This window comes from Komagataeibacter sp. FXV3 (assembly GCF_015155755.1).
In the GTDB taxonomy this organism is placed as follows: Bacteria; Pseudomonadota; Alphaproteobacteria; order Acetobacterales; family Acetobacteraceae; genus Komagataeibacter.
Window position 1 is genome coordinate 1 of the sequence record NZ_VWPI01000156.1, and the last position, 26,774, is coordinate 26,774.

Consider the following 26,774-nt stretch of genomic DNA (forward strand, 5'->3'; position numbering starts at 1 on the left):
ATCTGTTTTCTTGCCAAGGCACAGCGGTTCCATTTGCGCCCATTGGGCGTCTGTCAGTACGAAGCGATCCATACGGATTTTGAATCACATTTGGTGACTTTGAAAAAGTATAATTCCCAACAGACCCCAATTGGTTCTTTCCAAACAGTCTCTTAACGCCGCTTGCGGTGCGGGCGCTTGTCTTTTGACGGGGCGCCCCGTTTGCCCCGTCCCGGCGGACTGGCGCGGTTATCGGGGCTGAAGGGGGATATGCGCGGCGTGCGGGCGCGGATGCTCTGCTGACGCAGCACGTCCTCGATCCAGTCATTCAGGCGCGCGGTCGTGGCCTCGGCTTCCTCGCGGTTGACGTAGGCTTCGGGGAAGCGCAGCGCCAGCCACCGCCACGCCACCAGCCGCTTGTGCCGCTTTTCCGCGCGTTCCAGTTCCGTGCGTTCGGCCCGTTCGGGTGGTGGCAGGCGGCCGGTGCCCGGTGGCGGCACGGTATTGCCCGCCGCATGGTCCGCCGCCCAGTGAACAAGGCGCTGGATGCCGTTGTCACGGTCATCCACCGGACACATGGCGTAAACCCAGCGCTGCGCCAGCGTCAGGTCCGCAACCCCTTCCAGCGCGGTTGCAATGGCGAAGGCCTGTTCCATGTTGGCCAGCCGGTAATTCGGGTCATCACGCCGCAGCACCGCGCGGCGGATGCGCACCAGCACGCCAAAGAGGCTGTCCGACCCGATCTCGGCCGCGACGGCCTGAACAATGTCGGCATCGGGCTGTACCTGCGGGCGCATGTCCTCGATCGGCTGTGGGGGGGCGGCCAGCATGGCATGGATGAAGGACGGGCTGCCGACCCCTTCCAGAACGGCCACAACGCCCTGTTCATGCTTGCCGTAGCGTCCGGCGCGGCCACCGATCTGCTTGACTTCCTGCGGGTTGAGGTCGCGCGTCTGGTTGCCGTCATATTTGCGCAGGGCTGCGAAGACGACGCGGCGGATGGTCAGGTTCAGCCCCATGCCGATGGCGTCGGTCGCGATCAGGATATCGGCATCACCATCATTGAAACGCTGGGCCTCCGCCCGGCGGACTTCGGGGCTGAGCGCGCCGTACACCACCGCAACCCGCTTGCCCTGCGCCAGCAGCAGCGCGCGCAGGTCCAGCACCTCGCGCCGGGAGAAAGCGATCAGCGCATCATGCTTCTGCAGTTCATGCAGGCTGACCGAGCGTTCGGCTGCGACCAGCGGGCTTTTGCGCTCCAGCCGGATTTCATCCACCGGGTCACCGCACAGTTCGGCAATGCGCTTCACCATGGGAATACAGTCGGGCGCCCCCAGAATGAACAGGTGCCGCGCCGGCGCGCCCATGATGGCCGCCGTCCACGCAGCCCCCCGGTCGGGGTCGGTCAGCATCTGGGCTTCGTCAATGATCGCGACATCGACCGGATTGTTCAGCGGGCACATTTCCACGGTCGCGGCCAGATGCCGGCTGCCGGGCACGTCGATGCGTTCCTCGCCCGTGGCCAGTGATGTCGGCACGCCGCGTGCGGTCAGCGACTCGCGGAATTCATGCGCCAGCAGCCGCAGGGGCGCCAGCGCCAGACCGCTTTCGGCCTGCGCCAGTGCATCAAGCGCGGTATGGGACTTGCCGCTGTTGGTCGGTCCCGTCACCAGCGTGATGCGGCGGTTGAGCGCACGCGCGGTGCGGAAATGCGCGGCATAGCGGTCAAGGGCCGCGACCTGTGCAATGACGGCGTTGCCCACGCGGCGGTTGCCAAGGTCGGGGGCCAGCGGCGTGCGGGACGGGGTTTCCTGTCCCTCCCTGCGCCACTGGGGCAACTGCTGGCGCAGGGCCATGAGTTCGGTCGGGTCGAATTCCCACCGTTCCTGCCCATCTGCCTGCGGCACGCGGCGGGCGACCGGCAGGCGGTTTTCCGCGATCCAGCGCAGGGCCTCGCGGTGCGAACAGCGCAGCAGCCCGGGCACGTCGCTGAACGGGACAAGACTTTTTTCCCATTCGCGCAGGCGCAGCACCTCCTCCCGCCTGCGCGCGCGTGCCGTATCCTCGATCCGGGTGTCGCGGTCCTTGCGGCTTGCATCCTCGCGTTCCAGTTCGGCGGCGAAGGCGTCCGCATCGGGCAGGGCGAAGGCATCGGCCACCGCCACGGCAAGGGTGCGCAGTTCCGCAGGGGCCAGCGTGCGGCCGGTGCCGTCAAACAGGTCCGCGCGGATGTTTTCCACCGCCACGCGCGGCGTATCGCCCTGCGCGCGCAGCTTTTCACGCAGCACGGGGGCCAGGGCCGACAGCAGGCGGGTGTCATCAGGCTCGGGGTCGTCCACGCTTGTGGCGGCGGCTTCCGTATCCGCGCGCGTGACCCAGACCTGTCCCGCGCGGCGGGTCAGGTCCATAAGCCGCGATCCCCACGGCTTGCGCCGCACGGTGCATAATGCGCTGCGGAACGCGGCATCATCTATCCGCGTTGCACCGGGTGGCAGCATGCGGGCGATCACGCGTTCCAGCTTCGGGCGTTCACGGGTTTCAACATGCAGCCCGGTGGCGGCGATCGCCGCATCCAGCGCCAGCAGGGCAGGGGCGGCCCGGTCGGGGAATTCAGAAGTCATACCTGACTATGTGCGTCATCCACGCGCTGACGACAATGGACTCAGTACTTGCATCCCGGCCCGAAATCATTGAATAGAACCCCGCATCGTACGCGTGTGACGTGACATGCGCGCCCCGGAATGGGCATTATGTGGTGAATCTGCTTCCCGTGGCGCGTGATATGTTAGTTTTGTGCTGGAATTCCACGCTGTGGATGGCCTAAACATGCCCGCCTTAGTACTTATGTAGCTGTGGCCGGGCGCATGTTTCAGGGAATCCTGTGTCTGCGTCATATCCAGCCGGGAGAATGATAACCAGATGTCAGATACATTGATTGTGCCAACCGCCGAGACCATGCTTACCGGTCTTGCCCCGGTCGCAGGGCAGGAAGGCGTGTTCCACCTGGCTGAACCGACCAAGGAATACAGCCACCTGAATGCGGAAACCGTCCTGTCGGTCCATCACTGGACCGACCGGCTGTTCAGCTTCACCACCACGCGCGACCCCGCGCTGCGCTTCGAGAACGGCCAGTTCACGATGATCGGCATCGAGGTCGAGGGCAAGCCCCTGCTGCGCGCCTACAGCATTGCCAGCGCGAATTACGAGGACCACCTTGAATTCCTGTCGATCGCGGTGCCCGATGGCCCGCTGACCTCGCGACTGCGCCATGTGAAGGTGGGCGACAAGGTGCTGATCGGCCGCAAGCCCGTCGGCACCCTGCTGCTGGACAACCTGCGTCCGGGCCGCAACCTGTATTTCCTGTCCACGGGCACGGGGCTTGCGCCCTTCATGAGCCTGATCAAGGACCCGGAATGCTACGAACGCTATGACCACGTGATCCTGAGCCACACGGTGCGGATCTCGGGTGAACTGGCCTATTCCAACCATATCCGCCACGAACTGCCCGAACATGAGTTCCTCGGTGAGGACGTGAAGGGCAAGCTGCTGTACTACCCGGCCGTGACGCGTGAGGAATTTGCCGTCACCGACCGCATCACCAAGCTGATCGAGACAGGCAAGATCTTCAGGGATCTCAATATCCCCGAACTGGACCCCGAACATGACCGCGTCATGATCTGCGGTTCGCCGGAAATGCTGGCCGATACGGAAAAGCTGCTGCAGGACCGTGGCTTTGACGAGGGGAACAATTCCAACCCCGGCGCCTATGTGGTGGAAAAGGCGTTCGCTGAACGCTGATCCCGTCCCAGCCCCGGCCAGTGGAAACATGGCCGGGGCTTTTTTTTATTGGTCCCGCCCCGCGTCCGGGCGGGATATTGCCGGAATGACGCATGCGGCACGCCGTCCTTCCGGCCGGAAGCAGGATGCACAACCGGCATGAGTTATGACTTCGATCTGTTTGTAATCGGCGCGGGTTCAGGTGGCGTGCGGTGCGCGCGCATTGCCTCCAGCCATGGGGCGCGCGTGGCCGTGGCCGAAAGCCGCCACTGGGGCGGGACCTGCGTCAACCTTGGCTGCGTGCCCAAGAAACTGATGGTCCAGGCCAGTGAATATGGCGACTGGGTGGATGACAGCCACGGTTTTGGCTGGAACACGAAACGCGGGCAGCATGACTGGGCCGCGCTGATTGAAGCCAAGGACCGTGAGATCACGCGCCTGAACGGCCTGTATGTCTCGATGCTGGAAAAGGCGGGGGTAGCGCTGTTCACCGGCCATGCCACCATCGAGGACGCGCATACCCTGCGCATCGACCCATCCCCGCTGGCGCCCCATGAAGCGCCCCGCCGGGTCACCGCAGCCCGGATCGTCATTGCCGTGGGGTCCACGCCGACGGCCCCGAAAATTCCTGGCGCGGAATACGCGATATCATCCGATCAGGCCTTTTACCTCAAACAGCGCCCGCAGCGGGTGTGCATGGTAGGCGGCGGGTATATCGGCGTGGAGTTCGCGGGGATATTCCGTGGATTCGGCTCGGAAGTCGATCTGGTCTACCGCCAGCAGCAGCCGCTGCGTGGCTTTGATGGCGACCTGCGCCATGCCCTGCATGACGCCATCGACCTGCGCGGTATCCGCCAGCATGTCAGCGCATCGCCCACCGAAATTGAAAAGAACGGAGATGGCAGCCTTGCCGTCACCCTTGATAACGGCACCCGGATCGAAACCGACTGCGTTTTCTTCGCTACCGGCCGTCACCCCAAGGTCACGGGTCTTGGCCTGACGCAGCTTGGTGTCGCGATGGAGGAAAACGGGCGCATCATTGTCGATGAAGGCAGCCAGACAACCGTGCCCGGCATCTATGCCATAGGCGACGTGACCAACCGGCTGAATCTGACCCCCGTGGCCATTGCGGAGGGGCATAACCTGGCCGACCGCCTGTTTGGCAGCGCACCCGCGCGTCAGTGGTCCTACGGCACGACGCCCAAGGCGGTGTTCTTCACCCCCGCCCTGGCCAGTGTCGGCCTGACGGAAGCCGAGGCCGCGCACAAGGGCGATGTGGATGTGTATGTCAGCCGCTTCCGACCCATGCGCAACACGCTCAGCGGTCGCCAGCAGCGTACATTCATGAAGCTGGTGGTGGATCAGGCCAGCCAGGTCGTGGTGGGCGCGCATATGCTGGGCGATGACGCGCCGGAAATCATGCAGGGGCTGGCCATTGCCGTGACGGCGGGCCTGAAGAAGGGGGACTGGGACCGGACCATCGGCATCCATCCGTCCTCGGCGGAGGAATTCGTGACCATGCGCACCCGCACGCGGGTCACGCCGCATCACGTGGTCTGATACGGTCCATATAAAAAAACCGTTGCCGGAACACTGACTGGCAACGGTTTTTTATGGTGTAACAGGGGGTAATCCCTGAAACCGGAGAAGTTTCTGGTGAAGCTTTTTTTAAAAAGCTTCAGAGAACGCCGCCTTTTTAAAACAGGCGGCACCCAAGAACTTTTATTATTTCTGTAGCAGTTTTTAGCGGGGCGCGACCCAGCCATTGCCGGTCGAATCGCCCAGCTGGCCATCGCCATTGATCCCGCTGCTCTGGTACGCGCTGCCGAAGCGTGACAGGTCGGTGCCGGTCACCGAATCACGATGCACGTGTTCCAGATGGTCCGGGTCGGGACCATGGTTCAGTTCCATGGACGGCGCTTCCTCATAACCGGGCGGCAGGTGGTTGCGCTGGCCATGAACGGTCATCTTGTCTTCGCTCTGGCTGTTGCTGTCGTCACTGTTGTCGGGTGCGGCCATGGCCGTCACACTGAACAGGCACAGCCCGGCTGCCAGGGCGGTTATGAATTTCCCACGTGTGGTGGCCATGATCCGTAATCCTTTTACCTGAGAGGGCACCATGCCAACCATGCCCCGTCAGGAGAAGCCGTGGTCTGGCAGGCCAACCATGTCACTTTTACATATGGGTGAAGCATGACTGTAATACGACCTGCATCTGTATGGATCGGGTCGGTTTGTGGCGTCAATGCAACATTGATTGCCCGCTGGCGGCAGGGGCGGAGGGACCGGGGCCAGAACAGGCTTTGCCATGCCGGGCTTTTTTCGACATAAAGGCTGCCCTTCCGCCGCTGGCGGCAGGGACTGTCTTGTATCAAGAGGAATTAGGATCCGACCCATGAGTGCGACGCACAGCCACAACAGTTCTTCCCGGCAGGCCTGGACGCCGGAGAGCTGGCGGTCGTTTCCCGCGCGGCAGATGCCGCGATATCCCGACGAAACCGCTCTGGAGGGCGTGGAGGCGCGCCTGCGCCGCTACCCCCCGCTGGTTTTCGCGGGTGAAGCCCGACGCCTGCGCGCCCATCTGGCCAAGGCCGCCACGGGACAGGCCTTCGTGCTGCAGGGCGGCGCATGCGCCGAAAGCTTCAGCGAATTCACCGCCGATATCGTGCGCGACACCTTCCGCGTGCTGCTGCAGATGGCCGTGGTGCTGACGTTTGGTGCAAAGGTACCCGTCATCAAGATCGGGCGCATGGCCGGCCAGTACGCCAAGCCGCGTTCGTCTGATAACGAGACGAAGGATGGCGTAACGCTGCCGTCCTATCGCGGTGACATCATCAATGGTTCGGACTTTACGGAATCCGCGCGCATTCCCGACCCGAAGCGCATGGAAACCGGCTATTTCCAGTCCGTTGGCACCATGAACCTGCTGCGCGCCTTCGCCAGCGGGGGGTATGCCAACCTGCATGAGGTCCATCGCTGGAACCTTGGCTTTGTCGAACGTTCGCCGCTGGCGCAGCGTTACGGGCTGCTGGCCGAACGTATTGGCGAAACGCTGGACTTCATGGCCGCATGCGGCCTGACGGCGGCCACCACGCCCCAGATTGACGAGACCGAGTTCTACACCTCGCACGAAGCCCTGCTGCTGCCATATGAGCAGGCGCTGACCCGCATCGATTCGACATCGGGCGAATGGTATGACTGCTCAGCCCATTTCGTGTGGATCGGGGACCGTACCCGCCAGCCCGATGGCGCGCATGTCGAATTCCTGCGCGGGGTGCGCAACCCCATCGGGATCAAGGTCGGTCCCACCACGACCATCGAGGACCTGGAACAGCTGCTCGACATCCTCAACCCCGGTGATGAAGCCGGGCGCATTTCGCTCATCTCGCGCATGGGGGCGGGCAAGGTGCGTGATCACCTGCCGCCGCTGCTCGAGAAAGTGATGGCCACGGGGCGGACGGTCACATGGTTGTGCGATCCCATGCATGGCAACACCAGTTCGACCTCGACGGGCGTCAAGACGCGGTCGTTTGATGCCATCCTGTCGGAGATTCACGGCTTTTTTGACGTGTTCGAGGCGGCCGGGGCCCACCCCGGCGGCGTGCATTTCGAGATGACCGGCCAGAACGTGACCGAATGCATTGGCGGTGCCCACCGCTTGACGGAAGCCGACCTTGGTGAGCGCTATGAAACCTTCTGCGATCCGCGCCTGAACGCGGAACAGTCGCTGGAGATGGCGTTCCGTCTGTCTGAAGAACTGAAGACGCGGATGCATCGCACGCAGGGCGGGGCACGCTAGTTCCGCCCGTATCGGGGGGATTGGAGGGGCTATGACCCATGGTGAGAAGGCAGGCCGGGGTGCGGGCGCGGTGGAACCGGATGTGATCGCCGCCCGCACGGATGCGTATTTCAACCGCACACGTGCCATTGTCGAACACTTTGGGGACAGGAAGGTGACCTATGCCGTCTTCCTGCGCCGCCCCGTCGTGTCCGCGCCACGGCTTATGGTGGACTGGCTGCATGCTGTCGCGGCCGAACGCGGGATCGATATCGAATGTGACCTCATGTTCCCCGAAGGAACATGGGTGGGCGCGGGCGAACCCCTGGCCTATGTGACCGGATCGTTCGCGCAGCTTGCGGTACTGGAGACGCTGGTGCTCCAGCGTCTTGGCCCGGCCTGTGTCGCCGCCCACAATGCCTACCAGATGTCCATGGCGCTGCCGCATGTGCGCTTCATGGCGATGGAGGCACGGCACTGCGCGGGTTTTGGCATGCAGGAACAGATGGCCTATGCCGCCTCTGTCGGCAGCCATGCCGCCCAGAAGGAAGGCGCGCTGGGCTTTGTCGGCAGCGCCAATGATGCAACGGCGCATTATTTCGGCACTACAAAGGGGCTGGGCACGATGCCGCATGCGCTGGTGGGCTATGCCGGGTCCACCCTGCGGGCGGCCGAGATGTTCCATGAGGTCTATCCCGAAATGGACCTTGTGGTGCTGGTGGATTATTTCGGGCGGGAGGTGACGGACGCGCTGGAAGTCTGTCGCCATTTTCCCGACCTGGCGGCAACCGGGCGGCTGGCCGTGCGTCTGGATACGCATGGCGGCCGCTTTCTGGAGGGGCTGGACCCGCAGTCGTCCTATGACGTGCTGGAACGCCACACGCCGGGCAGCATACGGCGGTACCGGTCGGACAAGGAACTGCGCTACCTTGTGGGCACGGGGGTTTCGGCCGCCGCCATCTGGCGCATGCGTGAAGCACTGGACGAGGCCGGGTTCGCGCATGTGCGCATCATCGCGTCATCGGGGTTCAGCGTGGAAAAATGCCTCAGCATGGCTGACGCCCATGCCCCGGTCGATGTGATCGGTACCGGTTCCTTCATTCCCGACCACTGGTCGGAAACCTATGCCACGGCCGATATCGTGGCCTATGACGATGTGCCACGGGTCAAGGCAGGGCGTGAGTTCCTGCTACGCCACATGCGCAACCGCTAGGCCGCAGGCCCGCGTCGCGCGCACGAACGCATAACGAAAGGCTTCATCTTGTCAGAAACCATTTTTGCCCCTGAAGGGGGATGGCGCGTGCGGATTCTGGATCTGTCAGGCGGTGCCGAGGACAATATTGTCGAGGAAGTTGGTGGTTTTCCCGATCTGATCCAGGCCAATGCCTTTGCGCGCGCCTATGTGCGCGACAGCATCGAACGCTGCCGCATGCCCGGCCTGTCGGCAGCCGACATCCTCAAGGCATGGTTTTCCTTTGGTGAGGATGCGGAAGTGCTGGAAGCGGGCGATCAGGGCTGGCGTTCAGCCAATGAACTGGATGATTTCGCAGCCCATGCTGCAAGTCCGATGGAGCGCGACTGGCGTGCATTTGACCCCCGCCGTGGCGGTGACGAGGATGACGAGGCGTAAGAACGTCCGTAAATCCGTAAAAGTATAAAAGTTTTTGGGTGCCGCCTTTTTCCAGAAAGGCGGCCTCTTTTGCAGCCCGCCTGAAAACACTTTCCCAACGCGCATCCGGCATCCATGCCGGCGTGTATCGGACCGTCCCGGAAGGGGTGGTGCATTCCGCACCGGATTGCGCATGTGTTCTCTGGCATTCAGGGCATAATCGCCGCATATAGGGGACATGAAACTCCGTTTTGCGCCCAGCCCGACCGGGCTGATCCATGTCGGCAATGCGCGTCAGGCCATTGCCAATGCCCTGTTCGCCCGCCGTCACAATGCACAATTCCTGCTGCGCATTGACGATACCGATCGCGGTCGCTCGAAAGAGGAATACGTGCAGGCCTTGCAGGACGACCTGCGCTGGCTTGGCATTGGCTGGGATGAATTCGTGCGCCAGTCGGACCGGCTGGACCGTTACGCGCTGGCCATTGAACAGCTGAAGGCCAGCGGGCGGCTTTATCCGTGTTTTGAAAGTGAACAGGAACTGGCGTCCAAGCGCGAGGCCCGTATCCGCATGCGCAAGCCGCCGGTCTATGACCGCGCCATGCTGCGCATGACACCCCAGCAGCGCGCGCAGGCCGAAGCCAATGGCAAGGTGCCATACTGGCGTTTCAAGCTGTCCGATCACCGCACGGTGGAATGGAATGATCTGGTCATGGGGCCGTCGCGCGTCAAGCTGCCTGCCATTTCAGACCCCGTTCTGGTGCGCGCGGACGGAACGGTGCTGTACACGCTGGCATCCGTTGTGGATGACATGGAACTGGGCATCACCCACATCATCCGCGGTGAGGACCATGTGACCAATACCGGCGTGCAGATCGACATTGCCGAGGCGCTGGGGGCAAAGCGCAACCAGTTTACCTTCGCACACCTGCCGCTGCTGCTGGACGAGGGTGGTGGCAAGCTGTCCAAGCGTTTTGACGGGCTGTCGATTCGCGCGTTGCGGCAGGACGGAGTCGAGCCTTCGGCCATCGTGTCCTATCTCGCACGGCTGGGCAGTGCGGATGACCCGGCGCCGCTGTCGTTTGATGAACTGGCCAGAAGCTATGACCTTGGCCGGGTCTCACGTTCTGCCGCGCGCTTTGACATGCGGCAGTTGCTGGGCCTGAACCGCCGCATCATGCATGCCATGCCGTTTGAGGAAATCCGTGCCCGCCTGCCTGAAGGTGCTACGGAAGCCTTCTGGCTGGCGGTGCGGGGCAATGTGGATATGGCGGGGGAACTGCGCCACTGGTGGGACGTCGTGGCCGGTGAGATCATCCCGCCGGTGATCGAGGAGGAGGACCGTCCCTTCCTGCTCCAGGCCCTCGAGTCGCTGCCTGCGGAATCGTGGGATGAAACCACATGGAAGACATGGACCACGGCCGTGAAGGACGCCACGGGCCGCACCGGCCGCGCCCTGTTCCACCCGCTGCGCCTTGCGCTGACGGGCGAAGACAGTGGGCCGGAAATGCGTGACCTGCTACCGCTGATGGGTCGGCCGCGCGTGGTCGACCGGCTGCAGATCGCGGCACGCTGATATGAAAAAAGCCCGGTTTTGCACCGGGCTTTTTTTAATGGAGAAGGTTCAGAATTAATAAAAGTTCTTGGGTGCCGCCTTTTTACAAAAAGGCGGCGTTCCTTGAAGCTTTTGAAAAAAGCTTCACCAAAAACCTTTATTCCTTTCGCGCCTTGCGCCCACGGGACAGTTCCGTCACCACGCCATGCAGCGTGCGCAGTTCCTGTTCCGTTACCTCGCCGCGCAGGAAAAAGTGGCGCAGGTTGCGCACCATGCCCGGCCGCTTCTGTTCATTGCGCAGGAAGCCGCATTCATCCAGATCAGCGATCAGGTGGCGCATGAAGTTGTCCAGTTCGCCACGGGTCGCCACATGCGTCTCGTTGGTCATGAGCGTGCGCGGCGGCGTATCGTCTGCCGCCATCCACCACTCATACGCCATGATCATCACCGCCTGCGCCAGGTTGAGCGACATGAAGGCGGGGTTGAGCGGATAGCGGATCAGCGCATCGGCGCGGGCCATGTCCTCATTATCCAGCCCGGCGCGTTCGGGGCCGAACATCAACCCGACCTTCAACCCGCGATCCGTCATTTCACGCAGTTCGGCAGCGCCGCCGCGCGCGGTCAGCACCGGTTTTACGATATGGCGTGGGCGGGGGCAGGTGGCAAAGACGTGGTGCAGGTCGGCCACCGCGTCATCCACCGTGTCAAACACCTGCGCGGATTCAAGGATACGGTCGGCACCCGAGGCACTGCGCCATGCGCGTTCCTGCGGCCAGCCGTCACGCGGGGCGACAATGCGCATGTGGAACAGCCCGCCATTGGCCATGGCGCGCGCCGTGGTGCCGATGTTTTCGGCCATCTGGGGCCTGACAAGGATCACGACCGGGCTGTTGCCGATGGGGCCGATATCCGCCCCGCCGTCGCGGCCGGTCATGCCTGCCTCCATGTCGTGCCCTGCGGCCCGTCTTCCAGCACGATGCCCTGTGCCGCGAGGTCGTTGCGGATTTCATCCGCGCGGGCAAAATCACGTGCCTTGCGGGCTGCCAGGCGTTCCGCGATCAGGCGTTCGATATGCGCCGGGTCAACCTTCGCATCGCCACGGAACCATGCCTCCGGCGTGTCCTGCAGCAGACCCAGTAGGTTACCTGCCGCCTTTAGCTGTGCCGCAGCCCCGCTGTCGCCGGCCATGGCGGTATCGGCCAGCGCATGCATTTCCGCCAGCGCGCGTGGCGTGTTCAGGTCATCACACAGCACCTGCACCACGTTATCGGGCGCGGGTACGGGGGCCTGCATGGGGTCAAGGTTTTCCAGCGCACGGTAGAAGCGGTCGAGCATCTGGCGGGCTTCATTCAGCCCTTCGCGGGTAAAGTTCAGCACCGAACGGTACTGCGCGCGCAGCAGCAGCAGGCGCAGGGCCTCGGCGGGCGTGTCACGCAGCACGTCGCGCACGGTCAGGAAGTTGCCGAGGGATTTCGACATCTTCTCCCCGTTCACCAGCAGCATGGCGTTATGCACCCAGTGATTGGCAAAATGGCCATGCGGGTGGCAGCACATGCTCTGCGCGCGTTCGTTTTCATGGTGCGGGAACAGAAGATCCGATCCGCCGCCATGGATATCGAAGCTTTCGCCCAGGTAACGCTGCGACATGGCCGAACATTCGATATGCCAGCCCGGACGGCCCCGGCCCCATGGGCTGTCCCAGCCCGGTGTCTGGTCATCGGACGGCTTCCACAGCACGAAATCACCCGGATCACGCTTGTAGGGGGCCACTTCCACCCGCGCGCCCGCAATCAGGTCATCGGGCGTGCGGCCCGACAGCGCACCATAGGATGGGTAGGTGTTCACCGCGAACAGGACGTGCCCCTCGGCCTCATAGGCATGGCCGGTTTCGATCAGGCGGGCGATCATGTCCTGCATCTCGCCAATATGGTGGGTCGCGCGCGGCTCCACATCCGGTGGCAGGATGGAAACGGCGGCCAGGTCTTCATGGAAATCGCGGATGGTGCGCGCGGTCAGGTCGGCAATGGATTCGCCATTGGCGTGGGCGCGGGCATTGATCTTGTCATCCACGTCCGTGATGTTGCGCACGTAGGTCACGTGCGGATACAGGTGGCGCAGCAGGCGTACCAGCACATCCGCCGTCAGCATGGCGCGCAGGTTGCCGATATGCGCCAGATCATAGACCGTGGGGCCGCAGTAATAGACCCGCACGTTGTCGGGTGCCAGCGGGACGAAGGGAACGGTGCTGCGTGTCCTGCTGTCGTGCAGGTGCAGGCGTGGCTGTATGTCGGACATGATGCGCCTAGATGCGACAGACAGGCGGGATTACGCAAGACCTCATCTGTGCCTGTAATGCGGGCCAGTCACGCTGGCCCGCCCGGTCAGGCGATTTCCTGCCCGATCTGCTTGATGTCATGGAATGTAAGGTCCGGGTTGCCTTCTGCCGTGCGCTTCATCATGAACGCCGATGACGCAAGGAAGACCGGATCCCCATCAATATCATCCGCCATGGCCGTGCGGTTGGCCATGCAGAAGGTCTCCAGTTTCTCACGCGGGCCGGTCACCCAGCGGGCAAGGTTGTAAGGTGTCGATTCGAAGCCGATCGCAACCCCGTATTCCCCCTTCAGTCGCGACTGAAGCACGTCAAGCTGCAGCGTGCCGACCACGCCCACGATGGGTGGCGCGCCATCTTGCGGGCGGAACAGCTGGACCACGCCTTCTTCCGCCAGTTCGGTCAGGGCCTGCCGCAGCTTCTTGGCCTTCATCGCATCATCCAGCCGTACCCGGCGCAGGATTTCAGGCGCGAAATAGGGCACGCCGGTAAAGCGCAGGTCCTCGCCTTCCGTCAGCGTGTCACCAATACGCAGCGTGCCGTGGTTGGGTATGCCCACCACGTCGCCCGCGAACGCTTCCTCGGCCAGTTGCCGGTCACGCGCGAAGAAGAACTGTGGGGTGTGCAGCGCGAACTGCTTGCCGATGCGCACATGCTTGAGCCGCATGCCGCGCTGCAGCTTGCCCGAACAGATGCGGGCAAAGGCCATGCGGTCGCGGTGGTTGGGGTCCATGTTGGCCTGGATCTTGAACACCAGCGCGGTCAGGGCGGGTTCATCGGCGCGCACGTTGCGGGTCTCGGTTGCCTGGTCACGCGGCGGCGGGCCGAAGGCGGCCAGCGCATCGAGCAGGTCGGTCACCCCGATTTCCTTCATCGCACTACCGAAGAACACCGGCGTCAGGTGTCCGGCATTGAAGCTTTCCAGATCGAATTCCGGCAGGGCCGCCTCAACCAGTTCCAGTTCCTCGCCCAGTTGCACCATGCGCGGGTCGGTCTGGTCCAGCGGCTCGGTCACATGCAGTTCGCGATGGCGGATATCGTAGGTGCCCACGAATTTGGCGGCACGCCCCACCGGCCATGTGGCGGGCGAGGTATCGAGTGCCAGCGAGGACGAGATTTCATCCAGCAGGGCAAACGGATCCTGCGATTCGCGGTCCATCTTGTTGATGAAGGTGACGATGGGAATATCGCGCAGGCGGCAGATTTCGAACAGCTTGCGTGTCCGGGCCTCGATCCCCTTGGCGGCGTCGATCACCATCACGGCGGCATCCACTGCGGTCAGCGTGCGGTAGGTATCTTCCGAGAAGTCTTCATGACCCGGCGTGTCGAGCAGGTTGAAGATGCAGCCGCCATATTCGAACGTCATGACTGATGTCACGACGGAAATGCCACGGTCGCGCTCGATCCCCATCCAGTCCGAACGCGTGCGCCGCCGCTCGCCCTTGGCCCGCACGTTCCCCGCCATCTGGATCGCGCCACCGGCGCGCAGGATGCGTTCGGTCAGCGTGGTCTTGCCCGCATCAGGGTGCGAGATGATGGCGAAGGTGCGCCGCCGGGTAATTTCGGCGGCAAGCGGGTTATCGGCGGCGGTGGCGGTCACGGTCTTGTCCATTCCTGCGGCTGGCCCGACGGACGGAAGGCGGAAGCGGGCAGGGGCCAGAAACGCGGACGCCGGACGCGGGGACAAAACCCCACGCCCGGCGTCACGCCTGCCCGGTTCCGGGACTTGATCAGCGAGAGTAGAATTCGATGACCAGGTTCGGTTCCATCTGGACCGGATACGGAACGTCCGACAGCTTGGGGCTGCGCAGGAAGGAGCCCTTCATCTGGCGGTGGTCCACTTCCATGTATTCCGGCACGTCGCGTTCGCCGCTCTGTGCCGCATCCAGCACGATGGCCAGCTGCTTGGACTTTTCACGCACTTCGATCACGTCGCCATCACGCACCAGGTAGGACGGGATGTTGACCTTGCGGCCGTTGACCGTGATGTGGCCGTGGCTGATGAACTGACGCGCCGCGAACGGGGTGATCGCGAACTTCAGGCGGTACACGACCGCGTCCAGCCGGCGTTCCAGCAGGTCGATCAGGTTTTCGGAGGTATCGCCCTTGCGGCGGACGGCCTCGTCATAATACTTGCGGAACTGCTTTTCGCCGATGTTGCCGTAATAGCCCTTCAGCTTCTGCTTGGCCATCAGCTGCACGGAGAAGTCGGAAGGCTTCTGCTTGCGGCGCTGACCATGCTGGCCGGGGCCATATTCGCGCTTGTTGACCGGGGACTTTGCACGGCCCCACAGGTTCACGCCAAGGCGACGGTTGATTTTGTACTTGCTCTCAAGGCGCTTGCTCATCTGCGCGCTCTCTCTTCATTCATCTGCATGGCATGCGGTCTGACCGCCTGTCATGTCGTTGCACCGGTAGGTCCTGTTCCGCATGAACAGGACGGGCGCGATCCGTATTACCGGCACCGGGGAGCAATCACCCATGGGCACCAGCCGTATCGTCCACGTTCCCGGCAGTCGGGCGCGTATAGAAGTACTGTGCCCGTCCTGTCAATCACCGTGCATCATGGCGCCGTATCCAAAAGCCTGTATCGCACAGTGCTGCTGGCCTGTTATTAAACGGCAACCGGAAGAATATATTACAGGAATAAGGGGTTTTTGTGCATGGAAACGGCATTTACGCAGCGCTGGGGGCTGTTTGTCGGCCTTGGCGCCATATCGTTCGGCCTGGGCATCATGGCGTGGGTGGATGCGCTGGCGGTGTCGCTGGCCAGTACCATCCTGCTTGGGGTGCTGCTGTTTGTCGCCGGCACGGTGCAGCTTGTGCATGCTTTTGTCGTGCGTGACTGGAGCGGGCGGTTCATGTCCATCCTGGGCGGCGCGCTGTATATCCTTGCGGGCACGATGATGATGGAAGAACCGACTACCGGTTCCATGGTCATCACCCTGTTCATTTCCGCCTGCCTGGTTGTGTCGGGTATTGCGCGTATCGTCATGGCGTTCCAGCAGCGCGGCCTGCAGGGATGGTGGCTGATCCTGCTTGGTGGGCTGATCAGCCTGCTGGTGGGTGTATGCCTGTATGCGACGCTGCCGTGGTCGGGGCTGTGGCTGATCGGCACGTTTGTCGCGGTTGAACTGATTGCCGCGGGCATTGGCTGGATCCAGTTCGGCCTTGCCCTGCGGCAGGCCGCCTACATCCCGCCCGAGAACTGAGTGGCAAGGTTTCGGTCAATGGGATTGTTGGCCGAAACCCCCAGCAGGTTGCGCAGGTCGGTGGCGTTCATCCGGGCCTCGAAACCGGGATTGCCGGGCTGGAACAGCATGGCTGTCGAAAGGGGACCGACCGTGACGGGATCAAACCCTGCGTCATGGATCAGCCAGCCCGCCACATACAGCGCCTGCACCACATCGCCCGCCATGGGCAGGGCCAGTCGCGGGGGCGTGCGGAATGTATCGGCTTCCAGCGTGGTCATGTCTTCGGAATTGAAGGCCCGCACGATCGACGCCTGCGGGAACAGCGCCTGCGTGGTCAGACCCGCCCCCTTGCGCAGCGCCAGCCGCCCGATCTTCCCATCCCGCCAGCCATAGGGATTGGTCGGGTCGATAAGTGGTTTCGTTCCCACGATCGACCCGATGGTATGCCGCAGCTGGGGCAGCGCGCCATAGGGGACCGCCAGCACCACGGCGTCACCAAACCTGGCCGCTTCCTGCGGCGTGCCTTCACGGGCGAGGGGGTAGAGTTCCGACGCCAGCTTTTTCGCTGGCCCTTTGTGGATGTCGGAAAACATGACCTGGTGTCCCGCCCGGGTCCACAGATGTCCCAGCGTGCTGCCGACATGGCCCGACCCGATCATGCCGATACGCAGCGGCCGGCGTGCATGGGCCACCCCCGGCAGGCTGGCAGGCAGCAATGCGCCCAGTGCGGCAAGCAGGCCGTGTCGGCGGGTCAGTTTCGGGGCTGGCATGCATCTCTCCTGTTCTGGCGGTATGTGGTAGTATGGCACGGGATGGCTTAATCCAATGGTTGGTTCTTTGCCGACCTGTCGGATATATGGCACAGACTTGGCTGAAGCAGGAGTACAGCGTCAATGACCGATACCCCCGATCAGGACCGGACCGTGGTCGCGCAGTCCGCTGTTCCCGCAGGCGTGGAGCACCCGGTCGAAGCGCTGCATGAAGCCGTGCAGGAAGACGAGGCGGCACTGGCCGCCACCACCGTCCCCGATCCCGGCCCGGTGCCGGAAGCCCAGACACAGGTCGTGCCAACGGACAGTGACGCCGTGGCGACCAGTCAGGCCGCCGCCACGGCGGCAATGGCCCCTGCATTCATGCCATACAGGGAACTGTTCCAGCTTATGGGTGCGATCGTATTCGTTCTGATCGTGCTGGCGGTGGGGTGGAACGCCATGCACGCGTCCGGTATCTGGCCGGAATGAAGCCCTGATCCGGTCAGGGCGTGCCATTTGCGTCAGGTAGAGACAGCCTGACCGATACGGGACAATGATCGGACAGGCGCGTGGTGTCGTCGTGCCCGTTTTCGCGGTACAGCATGACGCGCAGGCTGTCTGGCCGCAGCCATTCACGCGCGGGCCCACCGGCGATGATATGGTCGATGAAATAATTTCCCTGCGCGCAGGGACTGGCGCGACCGGCCGTGGCCAGTGCCAGCGGGCCGTTTTCGGACAGTGCGCGCCATGCGGGATCGTCGGGCGCCAGCAGGCGGTTGAAATCGCCCATTACGACAAAGGCCTCCCCTTCGTCCTGCCGTTCCATGATCCAGTCCTGAACGATGGCGATCTGGCGCATCAGCGTCTGGCAGGCCGGTTTGCGGGCTGCTGGCTGTGAATCGCGGCATCCGGCCTTCAGGTGGACCACCAGCACGCGCAGGCTGTCGGCGCCCTGGCCTATCGTCAGGTCAAGCCCGGCGCGCAGGTGATGGGGGGCAGTGGAGGGATAGACATCCAGCGCCGTGACATCCGCATGTCGCATGACCACAAGGTCCGCGCGCACCGCCACGGCGACTTTCTGCACGACGGGGTCATCTGAAATGATGATGCGGTAGCGTGGGACGGGAAACAGCCGGGCGGCAAGCTGCGGGCTGTCGATTTCCTCCAGCGCCGCGATATCGGGGGCCAGGCGGCTGGCATAATGCGCCAGCCGATCCATCTCCGCCGGGGTGCGTGGCGTGACATCGGGGGGCAGGGCAGGGTCGCCCTGCGGGCGCATGGTCAGCCATTCAAGGTTCCATGTGGAAAGCTTGAGGTCGCCCGCAGCCTGCGCCCCGGTGGGCAGGACAAGCAGCGCAAGGGCCACGGTCAGGCGGGACCATGCCTGCCGCAGCCCCGGTTCCGGCAGTGGGCCAGGATTATGGCGTGGTGGTATCAGCCGCCCGCTGCGCCTGCAGCTTGGCGATGGCTTCGTCCACATGGATGAACGTGCGTGACGTTTCATCCAGTACGACAACTTCCCCGCTGGCGATGTCATAGAACCATCCCTGCAACGTCAGGGTGCCGCGGGCAAGCCCCGCCGCGACGGCGGGATGGGTGCGCAGGTGCGCGATCTGCAACTGCACGTTCTGTTCCGACAGGCTGCGCACGCTGGCGGGACCTGCGTCCGATGCCTCCAGCACGGCGCGCGCGGCTTCGGCATTGCGCAGCCAGCTTGCCACCGTGGGCATCCTGTTCAGGTTGCTGGCTTCGGGATCGAGCAGGGCCTTCATCGCGCCACAGTTGGAATGGCCGCATACGATGATATGCGAAACCTTCAGCGCGCTTACGGCATATTCGATGGCGGATGACACACCGCCCAGCATTTCCCCATAGGCGGGTACGATATTGCCGATATTGCGCAGCACGAACAGGTCGCCCGGCTGGGTCTGCGTGATCATGCTGGGGTTTACCCGGCTATCGGCGCAGGCAATGAACAGCGTGTCGGGGGACTGGCTTTCCGCCAGGCTTGCGAACAGTTCACGGTTTTGCGGAAAGACTTCGGTATTGAACCGCTCCACGCCATGCAGCAGGTCAATAAGGGTATCACGGGCGGTATGGGTCGCGGGCATTGTAAAATCCTGTCACCTGAATGTCCGGATAAAGACAGATCCGCCCACCGCAATGATGTCGCGGCGCGATCCGGCGGCTGGGGTGGTATCCCATGATATCTGTATCATGGGAACACCTGCGGGGCACAATTGTTTCTTCTGTGCGGGTTGCGGGAAATACTATGTAACCACAATATAATTAATAAACATTCACTTTCTGTATTGCAGTATTCATGCATCGCGGATGGGGCGTACAGCACAACGGCGCACCAGGTGCGCCGTTGCATGTCCGTTATGTCTGGACGCGGCCGGGGATCAGCCCGGCTGCATGGCGGTGCGCACGGCGTCGAGTGCGGCCTCCACCTTGCTGGTGTCCGGGCCACCGGCCTGCGCCATGTCGCGACGGCCACCGCCACCCTTGCCGCCCATGGCGGCACTCGCGGCGCGGACCAGCGTTACGGCGTCAACTTTTTCCGCCAGGTCAGGTGTTGTGGCGACCACGATGCTGCCCTTGCCATCCGCGGTGGAAATCAGGGCAATCACGCCTGACCCGATTTCCTTGCGCAGGGAATCGGCCAGCGGCTTGAGTTCCTTGGGCGGCAGTTCGCCCACGTTGCGGGCATCGAGTTTGATGCCATTGATTTCCACGATCGATGCCGCCGACTGGTTGCCCGATGCCAGTTTGCGCTGCAGGTCGGAAATCTGGCGTTCCATCACCTTGCGTTCTTCCAGCAGCACCGAAAGGCGCTCGGGCGCTTCCGCAGGCGGCACGCGCAGCATGGCGGCCATCTGGTTCAGGCGTTCTTCGGTGGCGACGGTGGCATTCTGCGCGGACAGGCCGGTCACGGCCTCGATCCGCCGCACGCCCGATGATACGCCACTTTCGGACGTGATGCGGAACAGGCCGATATCGCCGGTGCGGCGTACATGGGTGCCGCCGCACAGTTCGATCGACCAGCCCGCGCGCCCGTCCTCGGGGCCGCCCATGGAGACCACGCGGACCTCATCGCCATATTTTTCGCCGAACAGGGCCATCGCCCCCTGTTCAATGGCTTCTTCCGGCGTCATGTGGCGGGTGGCGACTTCCGTGTTTTCACGGATGCGGGCGTTCACCTCCGCCTCGATATCGGCCAGTTCTTCCGGCGTGATCGGGCGTGGCTGGCTGACGTCAAAGCGCAGGCGGTCGGGCGCGTTCAGGCTGCCTTTCTGCGTGACATGATCGCCCAGCCGGCGGCGCAGGGCTTCATGCAGCAGGTGGGTTGCGGAATGGTGCGCGCGGATGGCGCTGCGGCGGTCGTGATCGACCTGCGCGGTGACCGCCATGCCGGGCTTGACCGTGCCTTCGATGACCGTGCCGTAATGCACCAGCAGGTCGCCCAGCTTCTTCTGCGTATCGGTAATGGCGATGTGCAGGCCGGGGGCCGTGATGGTGCCGGTATCGCCCACCTGGCCACCGCTTTCGCCATAGAATGGGGTCTGGTTCAGCAGCAGGGCGACCTTGGTGCCGGAGCCAGCACTGTCCACCTGCGCATTGTCCACGACCACGGTCTGGACTTCGGCATCCGAGGTCTCGGTGGTATAGCCAAGGAATTCGCTGGCGCCGAAGGTATCACGCGCCTCGAACCACACGGTTTCGGTGGCACTGTCGCCTGATCCGCTCCATGCCGCGCGGGCGCGCTTGCGCTGCACATCCATGGCCTCGTTGAAGCCTTCAACGTCAACGCTGTGGCTGGTGCCACGCAGGGCGTCCTGTGTCAGGTCAAGCGGGAAGCCGAACGTGTCATACAGCTTGAAGGCTACAGCCCCCGGCAGGGGCGCGCCATCGCCAAGGTGTTCCGTCTCGTCCGCCAGCAGCGACAGCCCACGGTCCAGCATGGCCTTGAAGCGTTCTTCCTCGCCCTTCATCGTGCCCTCGATCAGGGCGCGGGCATGGATCAGTTCGGGATAGGCTTCGCCCATCTGCCGGATCAGCGCGGGGACCAGTTTGTAGAATGTCGGCTCCGTCGTACCCATCATGTGCAGGTGGCGCATGGCGCGGCGCATGATGCGGCGCAGCACGTAGCCCCGCCCGTCCTTGGACGGCAGCACGCCATCGGCGATCAGGAACGAGGTGGAGCGCAGATGGTCGGCCACCACGCGATGGCTGGCGTTGAACGGCCCGTCCGGGTCCTGTCCCGTGACCTCGGCCGAGGCCAGGATCAGCGCGCGGAAGGTATCGGTATCGTAGTTGTCGCGCTTGCCTTGCAGGATGGCGGCAAAGCGCTCAAGCCCCAGCCCGGTATCGATGGACGGACGCGGCAGGGGCGAACGGGTGCCGGGCGGATTCTCGAAATACTGCATGAACACGAGGTTCCAGATTTCGGTAAACCGGTCGCCGTCCTCATCGGGGGAGCCAGGGGGGCCGCCCGCCACTTCGGGGCCGTGATCGTAGAAGATTTCGGAGCACGGGCCACACGGGCCGGTATCGCCCATGCGCCAGAAATTGTCGGAGGTGGGAATGCGGATGATCCGGTCATCCGACAGGCCCGCGATCTTGCGCCACAGGGTGGCTGCTTCCTCATCATCGGCATAGACGGTGGTCAGCAGCTTTTCCTTGGGGAGCCCGAACGTGCCGGTGACCAGTTTCCAGGCCAGTTCGATGGCTTCGGCCTTGAAATAATCCCCGAACGAGAAATTGCCCATCATCTCGAAAAAGGTGTGATGGCGGGCGGTGTAGCCCACATTGTCCAGGTCGTTGTGCTTGCCGCCCGCGCGCACGACCTTCTGGGCCGTCGTGGCACGGGAATAGGGGCGCGTTTCCTGCCCGGTGAACACGTTCTTGAACTGCACCATACCAGCGTTGGTAAACAGCAGTGTCGGATCGTTGTGCGGCACCAGGGACGAGGACGGCACGATCTGATGCCCGTTCCCCGCGAAATAGTCGAGGAAGGTGGCACGAATGTCGTTTGTTGTGGGCATGGCGGGAAACAGACGATCCTGTATTGAAGGTATAGATGTAAAACCGGTTTCATTCACCTAGCGCACGTAGCGCCAGACCGGAAGTATGAACATGCGTGTTGTGCCCATATGGCTGTTGCGTGCCATGCGTGGCGCAGGGCGGACAAAACCGCGGGAAGGGAGAAAACATGACCGGGGAATGGCAGGCGGAACGTGAGTGGCCATTGCTGACGCAGGGGCTTGCCGGCCGCCTGCGTCAGGATTGCATGAAGCAGTGGCTGGATTTTGTGGGACATCCGTTCGTGCATGGCGTGGCCGATGGCACGATGGCGGTGGAGGCGTTCCGCAACTTCCTGATTCAGGATTACCTCTATCTGGTCCAGTACGCCCGCGCCTGCGCCCTGCTGGTTCACAAATCGGATACCCTTGCATCCATGCGGCATGCGGCCGGTCTGCTGTCGGGCATACTCGATACCGAACTCTCCATGCATGTGGGCTACTGCCGGCAGTGGGGAATAGGGGATTCGGCGCTGGAACAGGCAGAGGAATCAATCGAATTATTTGCCTACAGCCGTTTTATACTTGACCGTGCACAGACGGGCGACATGCTCGACCTGCTGGTGACACTCGCGCCATGCCTGATCGGTTATGCCGAGGTGGGGGCACGACTGCATGCCAGTCCGCGCACGCTGCGCGAAGGCAATCCATACTGGTCATGGATCGCGTTATATGGGGGAGATGAATATACCGCGCTGGTGGAAGACGGCATCCGTCGCCTGGATGAAGTGGGCGCGGCCTATGGCGCGCAGGCGCGTTATCCGGCCTTGCTGCGGGAATTTACAACCGCCGTGCGGCTGGAAACCGTATTCTGGACCACGGCGCGTTCGGGCTGAAACGGGACAATTTCCGCTGTCGTGCGTTCGGGTTGGGTGGATTCGGGATGAAAAACAAGCTTCCGGCTGATATGGAAGTTCGCCATCATCCCTGCCGCCGCCCCGGCCGCCAGCGCCAGAACGGGATAGGCCTTGAATACGGGGGAAAGGTGGAACAGCGTGAATACGCACCCGCGGTTGAGGAAGAAGCCCAGTGAATTGCCCGCAAGGAAACGCAGCCACTGAATGACGAAATGATGCTGGTTGCCAACGTTGTGGAAGGTCCACAGGCGATTGATCAACCAGTTGATCGATGCCGCAATGAAATATGCGGCAATGGTGGCAATCGTCAGGCCCACAAAGGGGCGTAGGCTATAGACCGTTCCCGTATCCCAACACAGCCCCAGAAGACCAACAACACCAAATTTCAGGAACTGTGTCATTTTCTGGGAAGATAGAATTGGCAAGACATTATCCTTCTGCCTGCGGACAGGCGACCATCACATGAACAGGTCTGCATGTGATACTGAGGCTCCGCGCTGAGCGGATATGTCATACGATATAACACGATCTGAATGAAAGGAGAAAAGAGGCAGATCAAAGCCTCTTTTCTTTTCTTTACATTGTTTAGTGCAGGATGATCTCGACGCGACGGTTCTGGGGCTCACGCGTGTCGGGGCCGGTCGGCACCAGCGGGTGGGCTTCACCATAACCATGGATGTCGATGGCGTTGGCGGGCACGCCGTCACGGATCAGTTCAGCCTTCACGCTGTCAGCACGACGCATGGACAGGCCAAGGTTGTACTTCTCACCACGCGGGCCGGGATGGGCCGAGGTGTTGTCGGTGTAGCCATTGACTTCGATGCGGGTCGTCTGGACGTGGGTGGAAGCCTGGGCAGCTTCTGCCACGATCTCACGCGAGCGGCCGGTAAGGGCTGCGCCGTCCCAGTCGAAGAACACCAGGTAGGTACGGGCTGCAGTCGGTGCGGGCGGCACGACGGCAGGGGCTGGCGGCGGCGGCGGCGGCGCGCTGTTGAACGCGTAACGGACACCAACGATGAACTGATGGTTGAAGCGATGGTCAAAGCTGGCGTGGCCCGTCCCATCCGGTCCGCTGGCCGTGTAGTTGCCCATGGTGAAGGAGGACGGCTGACCAATCATGCGGTATTCGGTGGTCATCTGCAGGCCGGGGATACCGGGGATGTCGTAGGCCGCACCGACAATGCCCTGATAGGCAAAGCCACCCTTGGTGCCGCTCATGCTGCGACCGGGGGAGTTGCCCACCGTTACGTCATGCGCGTTCTGCCACAGGTAACCGGCACCGACACCAACGAACGGCGTGACGGGCACGTCAATGTTGAACAGGCGCTTCAGGTCGATGTCATACAGCACGTTGACGAAGCCGCCATAGGAGCGATCGCTGCCCTTGTCACCACGTGACTTGCTATAGATCTCGGACCAGTTGTAGTCCCCCTCGACCTCTGCCCGCAGGCCATTGCCAAAGCCCCAGCCAACGGCGCCAAAACCGGTCCAGCCATGACGGTGGCCCAGTTTTTCACGTCCCGGGCCATCTTCCGTATCGGCAAAGTGGCCGTGCTGGGTCTGTGTCAGGTTATAGCCGCCGCCGATATCGACATACGGGCCGGTAATGGTCGTGGCCTTGGCAGCCAGTGGTGTCGCGGCCAGCAGGCTTGTTGCCAGCAGGGCAGAACGGAGACGCATATGTTCGTCCTTCCTCACATTATTGCTTCTTTACAGGTCACGCAGCATGCAGGCTGCGCAAACCGGTCAGTCCATCTTTCCTAAACACGGCGTGCTGTCTGTAGTTGCGTTCCATTTGCGCTACAAAGCAGCATAAAGGCCGCATCGTTGCAGATATGCACGGGACGGGCGATTTTTGTATTTGGTTACAATAGAATAAGTGGGACGCCATTTACGAAAAACAATGGTTTAATAAAATATTTAGGGTATTGCGTGGCATGAACAACACACTGCGTATCTTCGTACGCACGGAAAAGCCGGCATAAAAAAAGGGAGCACAGAGTGCTCCCTTTCTTTTGTGACCGGTTGGTCGGGATCAGTGCAGGATGATCTCGACGCGACGGTTCTGGGGCTCACGCGTGTCGGGGCCGGTCGGCACCAGCGGGTGGGCTTCACCATAACCATGGATGTCGATGGCGTTGGCGGGCACGCCGTCACGGATCAGTTCAGCCTTCACGTTGTCAGCACGACGCATGGACAGGCCAAGGTTGTACTTCTCACCACGGGGACCCGGGTGGGCCGAGGTGTTGTCGGTGTAGCCGTTGACTTCGATGCGGGTCGTCTGGACGTGGGTGGAAGCCTGTGCAGCTTCTGCCACGATCTCACGCGAGCGGCCGGTAAGGGCTGCGCCGTCCCAGTCGAAGAACACTAGGTAGGTGCGGGCTGCAGTCGGTGCGGGCGGCACGACGGCAGGGGCCGGCGGCGGCGGCGGCGGCGCGTTGTTGAACGCGTAGCGGACACCGACGATGAACTGGTGATTGAAGCGGTGGTCGAAGCGGGCGGCATCGCCACCAACAGCGTGGATGTTGCCCATCCCGAAGTCTTCAACCTGACCAACCATGCGGTATTCGGTGGTCATCTGCAGGCCGGACACGCCCGGGATGTCGTAAGCTGCACCGACGATACCCTGATAGGCGAAGCTGCCATTGGTGCCTGCGATCTTGCCGCCACCACCACTGATGCTGGCGTTTTCCCACAGGTAACCGGCACCAGCACCAACGAACGGCGTGACAGGCACGTCGATGTTGAACAGGCGCTTCAGGTCAATGTCATACAGGACGTTGACGAAGCCACCATAGGAACGGTCATGACCCTTGGTCTTGACGGAACCAACGCTGTTGATCGCGGACCAGGTGTAGGCGCCTTCAACTTCAGCGCGCAGGCCGTTGCCGAAACCCCAGCCGACATTGGCGAAGCCGGTCCAGCCATGGCCGTGACGGACATGTGCACCACCGTCATCGTTGCCGTTCTGGCCATTCTTGATTTCAGCATCATGCATATGCTGGGTCTGGGTCAGGTCGTAACCGCCACCGATGCCAACATAGGGGCCGGTGATGGTGGTTGCTTTGGCGGCGAACGGGGCCGCTGCCAGCAGGCTGGTAGCCAGTAACGCTGCGCGAAGACGCATGTTTCAGTCCTTAACTCTGTTGTTGCAGGGCAGAGCCCTATCTTGTGGTCGGGCAATGGATTTGCCCCGAGACAGGGCAGCCTGAGATTACCCGCAAGCTATGATGCGGGATTAGCCTGTCTGGGCTGACTTGAGAATGGGCAAAATGCTGCATGCCACTGAGGTGTGGCGAAAAACACACATATCTTTCAGGGCATTTGGGGCCACTTCATGAAAAGTCCCGATTTTATAAGGTTTTTTTTGAAGTCCGATAATAGACCCCTTTATTTTGCATAGGACAGTGCCGGAAACGGAAGGGCTGATTCGTGGCCTGTAATGCATCGGAACGATTCGATATGGAAAGGGGAGCATCCTGCGCTCCCCTTTGTAAAAATGTCTATTTTTCAGTTTATTGCAGTATGTGTCGTCAGTGCAGGATAATTTCGACGCGACGGTTCTGCGGTTCACGCGTATCGGGCTGGGTGACCACCAGGGGATGGGCTTCGCCATAGCCGTGGATGTCGATCCCGCTGGCGGGTACGCCATCACGGATCAATTCGGCCTTAACGCTGTCCGCGCGACGCAGGGACAGGCCAAGGTTATACTTTGCGCCACGTGGCCCGGGATGGGCTGATGTGTTGTCAGTATAGCCGTTGACCTCGATACGGGTTGTCTGGACATGGGTGGAAGCCTGCGCCGCTTCCGCCACGATTCCGCGCGCGCGATCGGTCAGCACCGCACCATCCCAGTC

Annotated in this window: 23 protein-coding genes; 9 read left to right on the top strand and 14 right to left on the bottom strand. The window is 62.4% G+C overall.

All coding sequences use genetic code 11. From position 1 onward, the window contains the following. Positions 1 to 152: 152 nt before the first annotated feature. A complete protein-coding gene (locus F1542_RS14265; RefSeq protein WP_193733614.1) occupies positions 153 to 2,600 on the bottom strand; it encodes a helicase-related protein in 2,448 nt (815 codons plus the stop codon). A gap of 298 nt (positions 2,601 to 2,898) precedes the next feature. On the opposite strand from F1542_RS14265, the gene F1542_RS14270 reads away from it, so the two are divergent. Both F1542_RS14270 and gorA read left to right on the top strand, forming a co-directional pair. Then, positions 2,899 to 3,777 carry a ferredoxin--NADP reductase gene (locus tag F1542_RS14270; protein WP_193733615.1) on the top strand — a complete coding sequence of 293 codons (879 nt, stop codon included), beginning with the start codon at positions 2,899 to 2,901 and terminating at the stop codon, positions 3,775 to 3,777. A 138-nt stretch (positions 3,778 to 3,915) separates the two neighbouring features. Beyond that, positions 3,916 to 5,316 carry a glutathione-disulfide reductase gene (gene gorA / locus F1542_RS14275; protein WP_193733616.1) on the top strand — a complete coding sequence of 467 codons (1,401 nt, stop codon included), beginning with the start codon at positions 3,916 to 3,918 and terminating at the stop codon, positions 5,314 to 5,316. A 183-nt stretch (positions 5,317 to 5,499) separates the two neighbouring features. On the opposite strand, the gene F1542_RS14280 is transcribed toward gorA, so the two are convergent. Continuing rightward, positions 5,500 to 5,844: a hypothetical protein gene (locus F1542_RS14280; protein ID WP_010507003.1), complete on the bottom strand. Its 345-nt coding sequence runs from the start codon at positions 5,842 to 5,844 to the stop codon at positions 5,500 to 5,502. A 307-nt stretch (positions 5,845 to 6,151) separates the two neighbouring features. Here F1542_RS14280 and F1542_RS14285 point away from each other — a divergent pair, with 307 nt between their 5' ends. The 4 genes from F1542_RS14285 (at position 6,152) to gltX (ending at position 10,719) form a co-directional block, all read left to right on the top strand. Further along, complete coding sequence (locus F1542_RS14285; RefSeq protein WP_193733617.1) at positions 6,152 to 7,555, top strand: class II 3-deoxy-7-phosphoheptulonate synthase; 1,404 nt, start codon at positions 6,152 to 6,154, stop codon at positions 7,553 to 7,555. Positions 7,556 to 7,586: 31 nt separating this feature from the next. Continuing rightward, entirely contained in the window at positions 7,587 to 8,747 is a 1,161-nt protein-coding gene (locus tag F1542_RS14290; protein WP_193733618.1) for a nicotinate phosphoribosyltransferase, read from the top strand. A gap of 48 nt (positions 8,748 to 8,795) precedes the next feature. Beyond that, positions 8,796 to 9,164 carry a hypothetical protein gene (locus F1542_RS14295; protein ID WP_010506998.1) on the top strand — a complete coding sequence of 123 codons (369 nt, stop codon included), beginning with the start codon at positions 8,796 to 8,798 and terminating at the stop codon, positions 9,162 to 9,164. A gap of 217 nt (positions 9,165 to 9,381) precedes the next feature. Beyond that, the gene (gene gltX / locus F1542_RS14300; protein ID WP_193733619.1) at positions 9,382 to 10,719 is read left to right on the top strand and encodes a glutamate--tRNA ligase; all 1,338 of its coding nucleotides are present in this window, start codon (positions 9,382 to 9,384) and stop codon (positions 10,717 to 10,719) included. 136 nt (positions 10,720 to 10,855) lie between these two features. Here the strand turns inward: gltX and F1542_RS14305 are convergent, their stop codons facing one another. The 4 genes from F1542_RS14305 to rpsD form a co-directional block, all read right to left on the bottom strand. Continuing rightward, positions 10,856 to 11,632, bottom strand: a complete 777-nt coding sequence (locus tag F1542_RS14305) for an RNA methyltransferase (RefSeq protein WP_193733620.1) — start codon at positions 11,630 to 11,632, stop codon at positions 10,856 to 10,858. Then, the gene (gene cysS / locus F1542_RS14310) at positions 11,629 to 12,993 is read right to left on the bottom strand and encodes a cysteine--tRNA ligase (RefSeq protein WP_193733621.1); all 1,365 of its coding nucleotides are present in this window, start codon (positions 12,991 to 12,993) and stop codon (positions 11,629 to 11,631) included. Before cysS ends, F1542_RS14305 begins: the two co-directional genes overlap by 4 nt. A gap of 86 nt (positions 12,994 to 13,079) precedes the next feature. Further along, on the bottom strand, positions 13,080 to 14,642 hold the full coding sequence (locus tag F1542_RS14315; RefSeq protein ID WP_193733622.1) for a peptide chain release factor 3: 1,563 nt from the start codon (positions 14,640 to 14,642) through the stop codon (positions 13,080 to 13,082). A gap of 118 nt (positions 14,643 to 14,760) precedes the next feature. Then, the gene (rpsD, locus tag F1542_RS14320; RefSeq protein WP_010506989.1) at positions 14,761 to 15,378 is read right to left on the bottom strand and encodes a 30S ribosomal protein S4; all 618 of its coding nucleotides are present in this window, start codon (positions 15,376 to 15,378) and stop codon (positions 14,761 to 14,763) included. A 315-nt stretch (positions 15,379 to 15,693) separates the two neighbouring features. On the opposite strand from rpsD, the gene F1542_RS14325 reads away from it, so the two are divergent. Beyond that, a complete protein-coding gene (locus F1542_RS14325; RefSeq protein WP_193733623.1) occupies positions 15,694 to 16,242 on the top strand; it encodes an HdeD family acid-resistance protein in 549 nt (182 codons plus the stop codon). Here the strand turns inward: F1542_RS14325 and F1542_RS14330 are convergent. Next, the gene (locus F1542_RS14330; protein ID WP_193733624.1) at positions 16,221 to 16,994 is read right to left on the bottom strand and encodes an NADPH-dependent F420 reductase; all 774 of its coding nucleotides are present in this window, start codon (positions 16,992 to 16,994) and stop codon (positions 16,221 to 16,223) included. The genes F1542_RS14325 and F1542_RS14330 overlap by 22 nt on opposite strands. Positions 16,995 to 17,117: 123 nt before the next feature. On the opposite strand from F1542_RS14330, the gene F1542_RS14335 reads away from it, so the two are divergent. Then, positions 17,118 to 17,465 (top strand): hypothetical protein, encoded by a 348-nt coding sequence (locus tag F1542_RS14335; RefSeq protein WP_193733625.1) that lies wholly within the window; start codon positions 17,118 to 17,120, stop codon positions 17,463 to 17,465. 13 nt (positions 17,466 to 17,478) lie between these two features. On the opposite strand, the gene F1542_RS14340 is transcribed toward F1542_RS14335, so the two are convergent. The 3 genes from F1542_RS14340 to alaS form a co-directional block, all read right to left on the bottom strand. Next, positions 17,479 to 18,342 (bottom strand): endonuclease/exonuclease/phosphatase family protein, encoded by an 864-nt coding sequence (locus F1542_RS14340; RefSeq protein ID WP_193733633.1) that lies wholly within the window; start codon positions 18,340 to 18,342, stop codon positions 17,479 to 17,481. A 52-nt stretch (positions 18,343 to 18,394) separates the two neighbouring features. Further along, entirely contained in the window at positions 18,395 to 19,087 is a 693-nt protein-coding gene (locus F1542_RS14345; protein WP_193733626.1) for a carbonic anhydrase, read from the bottom strand. Positions 19,088 to 19,381: 294 nt separating this feature from the next. Beyond that, on the bottom strand, positions 19,382 to 22,024 hold the full coding sequence (gene alaS, locus F1542_RS14350) for an alanine--tRNA ligase (protein WP_193733627.1): 2,643 nt from the start codon (positions 22,022 to 22,024) through the stop codon (positions 19,382 to 19,384). Between the two features lie 167 nt (positions 22,025 to 22,191). Here alaS and tenA point away from each other — a divergent pair, with 167 nt between their 5' ends. Beyond that, the gene (gene tenA, locus F1542_RS14355; RefSeq protein WP_193733628.1) at positions 22,192 to 22,896 is read left to right on the top strand and encodes a thiaminase II; all 705 of its coding nucleotides are present in this window, start codon (positions 22,192 to 22,194) and stop codon (positions 22,894 to 22,896) included. Here tenA and F1542_RS14360 read toward each other — a convergent pair. The 4 genes from F1542_RS14360 to F1542_RS14375 form a co-directional block, all read right to left on the bottom strand. Then, complete coding sequence (locus tag F1542_RS14360; RefSeq protein ID WP_193733629.1) at positions 22,818 to 23,342, bottom strand: GtrA family protein; 525 nt, start codon at positions 23,340 to 23,342, stop codon at positions 22,818 to 22,820. The genes tenA and F1542_RS14360 overlap by 79 nt on opposite strands. Before the next feature lie 160 nt (positions 23,343 to 23,502). Next, positions 23,503 to 24,597 (bottom strand): OmpA family protein, encoded by a 1,095-nt coding sequence (locus tag F1542_RS14365; protein WP_193733630.1) that lies wholly within the window; start codon positions 24,595 to 24,597, stop codon positions 23,503 to 23,505. 355 nt (positions 24,598 to 24,952) lie between these two features. Then, on the bottom strand, positions 24,953 to 26,044 hold the full coding sequence (locus F1542_RS14370) for an OmpA family protein (RefSeq protein ID WP_193733631.1): 1,092 nt from the start codon (positions 26,042 to 26,044) through the stop codon (positions 24,953 to 24,955). A gap of 406 nt (positions 26,045 to 26,450) precedes the next feature. Continuing rightward, on the bottom strand, positions 26,451 to 26,774 hold a 324-nt coding region (locus F1542_RS14375), incomplete at its 5' end, for an OmpA family protein (RefSeq protein ID WP_193733632.1).

What these genes read in the sequence shown, in the direction of transcription:
- F1542_RS14330 (WP_193733624.1), bottom strand. Translation starts at nt 16,994, where the DNA reads ATGCCAGCCCCGAAACTGACCCGCCGACACGGCCTGCTTGCCGCACTG.
- cysS (WP_193733621.1), bottom strand. Translation starts at nt 12,993, where the DNA reads ATGTCCGACATACAGCCACGCCTGCACCTGCACGACAGCAGGACACGC.
- rpsD (WP_010506989.1), bottom strand. Translation starts at nt 15,378, where the DNA reads ATGAGCAAGCGCCTTGAGAGCAAGTACAAAATCAACCGTCGCCTTGGC.
- gltX (WP_193733619.1), top strand. Translation starts at nt 9,382, where the DNA reads ATGAAACTCCGTTTTGCGCCCAGCCCGACCGGGCTGATCCATGTCGGC.
- tenA (WP_193733628.1), top strand. Translation starts at nt 22,192, where the DNA reads ATGACCGGGGAATGGCAGGCGGAACGTGAGTGGCCATTGCTGACGCAG.
- F1542_RS14265 (WP_193733614.1), bottom strand. Translation starts at nt 2,600, where the DNA reads ATGACTTCTGAATTCCCCGACCGGGCCGCCCCTGCCCTGCTGGCGCTG.
- F1542_RS14290 (WP_193733618.1), top strand. Translation starts at nt 7,587, where the DNA reads ATGACCCATGGTGAGAAGGCAGGCCGGGGTGCGGGCGCGGTGGAACCG.
- F1542_RS14280 (WP_010507003.1), bottom strand. Translation starts at nt 5,844, where the DNA reads ATGGCCACCACACGTGGGAAATTCATAACCGCCCTGGCAGCCGGGCTG.
- F1542_RS14305 (WP_193733620.1), bottom strand. Translation starts at nt 11,632, where the DNA reads ATGACCGGCCGCGACGGCGGGGCGGATATCGGCCCCATCGGCAACAGC.
- F1542_RS14345 (WP_193733626.1), bottom strand. Translation starts at nt 19,087, where the DNA reads ATGCCCGCGACCCATACCGCCCGTGATACCCTTATTGACCTGCTGCAT.
- F1542_RS14365 (WP_193733630.1), bottom strand. Translation starts at nt 24,597, where the DNA reads ATGCGTCTCCGTTCTGCCCTGCTGGCAACAAGCCTGCTGGCCGCGACA.
- F1542_RS14285 (WP_193733617.1), top strand. Translation starts at nt 6,152, where the DNA reads ATGAGTGCGACGCACAGCCACAACAGTTCTTCCCGGCAGGCCTGGACG.
- F1542_RS14325 (WP_193733623.1), top strand. Translation starts at nt 15,694, where the DNA reads ATGGAAACGGCATTTACGCAGCGCTGGGGGCTGTTTGTCGGCCTTGGC.
- gorA (WP_193733616.1), top strand. Translation starts at nt 3,916, where the DNA reads ATGAGTTATGACTTCGATCTGTTTGTAATCGGCGCGGGTTCAGGTGGC.
- F1542_RS14315 (WP_193733622.1), bottom strand. Translation starts at nt 14,642, where the DNA reads ATGGACAAGACCGTGACCGCCACCGCCGCCGATAACCCGCTTGCCGCC.
- F1542_RS14335 (WP_193733625.1), top strand. Translation starts at nt 17,118, where the DNA reads ATGACCGATACCCCCGATCAGGACCGGACCGTGGTCGCGCAGTCCGCT.
- F1542_RS14270 (WP_193733615.1), top strand. Translation starts at nt 2,899, where the DNA reads ATGTCAGATACATTGATTGTGCCAACCGCCGAGACCATGCTTACCGGT.
- F1542_RS14370 (WP_193733631.1), bottom strand. Translation starts at nt 26,044, where the DNA reads ATGCGTCTTCGCGCAGCGTTACTGGCTACCAGCCTGCTGGCAGCGGCC.
- alaS (WP_193733627.1), bottom strand. Translation starts at nt 22,024, where the DNA reads ATGCCCACAACAAACGACATTCGTGCCACCTTCCTCGACTATTTCGCG.